Annotated in this window: 3 protein-coding genes; 1 reads left to right on the forward strand and 2 read right to left on the reverse strand. The window is 57.5% G+C overall.

Going from position 1 to position 2383, the window contains the following annotated elements; translation table 11 throughout:
* A partial coding sequence (locus ACXJ5O_RS24600; protein ID WP_457302196.1) for a GatB/YqeY domain-containing protein occupies positions 1-329 on the reverse strand: 329 nt, incomplete at its 3' end.
* 273 nt (positions 330-602) lie between these two features.
* On the opposite strand from ACXJ5O_RS24600, the gene carA reads away from it, so the two are divergent.
* Entirely contained in the window at positions 603-1847 is a 1245-nt protein-coding gene (gene carA, locus ACXJ5O_RS24605) for a glutamine-hydrolyzing carbamoyl-phosphate synthase small subunit (protein ID WP_457302197.1), read from the forward strand.
* Here carA and ACXJ5O_RS24610 read toward each other — a convergent pair.
* Positions 1848-2383 (reverse strand): aldo/keto reductase (locus ACXJ5O_RS24610; protein ID WP_457302198.1); only part of this gene is annotated, 536 nt, incomplete at its 5' end.

The following is a 2383-nucleotide window of genomic DNA, read 5'->3' on the forward strand; positions in this document are numbered from 1 at the left end:
TCAATAACCTGTTTGGCCGCAAGGCGAATCTCCACATCGCTCAACTGCTTCGGCATGAAGTCGCGAATGATCTCGATTTCCGCACGTTCCTGCGCGGCGAGTTCCGAACGGTTGCCATCTTCGTAAAGCTTTGCCGACTCTTCGCGCTGCTTGATCATCTTGGCAAGAATGGAGCTTATCTCATCATTGGTTGCGGGTTCCTTGCCCGAACCCCGGTTGAGAATATCGCGATCCTTGATAGCGGACATGATCAGGCGCAGCGTCGGCACGCGGCGCTTGTCTTGTGCTTTAATGGCTGTGGTCAGTGCCGCTGCGATGGTATCGCGCATATCTAAAGCCTCCTGGTTCCGCGCACCCTAATGTTGACGGCGAACAAAGACAATGATCGCGAAAATACCGATGCCGGCATGATTCCGCGAAGAGTTCCTGTATCGCAATTGACGTTGAGCGCCGCTTTGTTTATGGACTGGGTCTTAGCCAGACATTTTGTTGTTGCTGCGGTGGGGAGCCAAGTCACCACCGCGTTCAGCCATGTCATATGGAACGTTGGACGGCGTTTTTCAACGCCGGCAACGCCGCAAGCCCACGCTCAGGAGTGCCGCATGACCACTAACACCACGACAGACGCCGGTACATCATCAAAGACCGCGGGCTGGACTGAATTCAAGCCAACGGCATTGCTGGTTCTGGCCGATGGCACCGTCGTCGAAGGCAAGGGGCTTGGCGCGACCGGCATCTGCGAAGCGGAAGTCTGCTTCAACACCGCGCTTACCGGCTACGAGGAAATTCTCACCGATCCGTCCTATGCAGGCCAGATCGTTACCTTCACCTTTCCGCATATAGGCAATGTCGGCACCAACAAGGAAGACATCGAAGATCTGACGCCGGCCAATCGTGCCGGTGCGGTTGGCGCAATCTTCAAAGCCGACATTACGGCGCCTTCGAGCTATCGCGCTGCCGACCATCTGGACCATTGGTTGAAAGCGCGCGGCGTTATTGCTCTGGCTGGCGTCGACACGCGTGCCCTGACGGTTCTCATCCGCGAGAAGGGTATGCCGAACGCTGTGATTGCCCATGACCCGGACGGCAAGTTCGATATCCCAGCGCTGAAAAAGCGCGCCGCAGCGTGGCATGGCCTGCTTGATCTCGACCTCGCTAAAGACGTTACCTCGGGGCAGAGTTCCGTTTGGACCGAGAAGCCATGGGTCTGGAACGAAGGCTTTGACGAGCAAACAGCGCCGGAATTCCACGTAGTCGCCATCGACTATGGCATCAAGCGCAATATCCTGCGGCTCATCGCCGGTCTTGGTGCAAAAGTCACTATTCTCCCGGCTTCGGCCACCGCCGAAGACGTTCTGGCCTATAAACCGGATGGCATCTTCCTCTCCAATGGACCAGGTGACCCGGCGGCGACTGGCAAATACGCGGTTCCTGCCATCAAGGAACTTATCAAGACCGACATTCCGGTCTTTGGCATCTGCCTCGGTCACCAGATGCTGGCGCTCGCACTTGGCGGCGATACCAAGAAGATGCACCAGGGCCATCACGGCGCCAACCACCCGGTGCGCGATGACACCACGGGCAAGGTCGAGATCGTTTCGATGAACCACGGCTTTGCCGTCGATGCAGAGTCCTTTCCGGATGGTGTCGAAGAAACCCATATCTCGTTGTTCGACGGCAGCAATTGCGGCCTGCGCGTTGTCGGCCGTCCGGTCTTTTCAGTGCAGCATCACCCCGAAGCATCGCCCGGCCCGCAGGACTCACATTATCTGTTCCGTCGGTTCTTCAATCTGATCCGTGAGAGCAAGGGCATGGAGACACTGCCCGAACGGGAACACGCCGCCTGATCAGGCAACGTCGTGGCCGGTACTTGCCTTTAATACCGCAAACCACTGCTGGCGATCGAGTTCGATATCCAGCGCAGATACCATCGCCGTCAGCCGTTCGACCTTGAGACTTCCAAGCACCGGAATCAGCCGCGCCGGATGGCGCAACAGCCATGCGATGGCTATCGCAGCTATGTCGGCTCCGCCGATCTCATCTGCAACCGCTTTCAAAGCCTCTCGCACGCGTCGTTCCTGCACCCCATCACCCGTGAACAGACTACCGCCACCCAGCGGAGACCAGATCATAGGCACATAACGCAGGCGTTGTGCGTGATCGAGACTGCCGTCCGAAAGCGGCATGGTATTCCGGACCGACATCTCGATCTGGTTGGTAACCAAGGGAAAGGGCAATCGGGAAGCGAGCAGATCGAACTGCGAAGGGGAAAAATTGGAGACGCCGACTGCTCTCACCTTTCCCGCCTTGACGATAGCCTCAAGCGCTGCCGCTGTTGCATCGGCATACATCAACGGATCGGGACGATGGATAAGCAATAGAT

The sequence above is a fragment of the Phyllobacterium sp. P5_D12 genome (assembly GCF_054049495.1).

Excerpts from the sequence above, each read along its gene's own strand:
- carA (WP_457302197.1), top strand. The coding sequence starts at position 603 with ATGACCACTAACACCACGACAGACGCCGGTACATCATCAAAGACCGCG.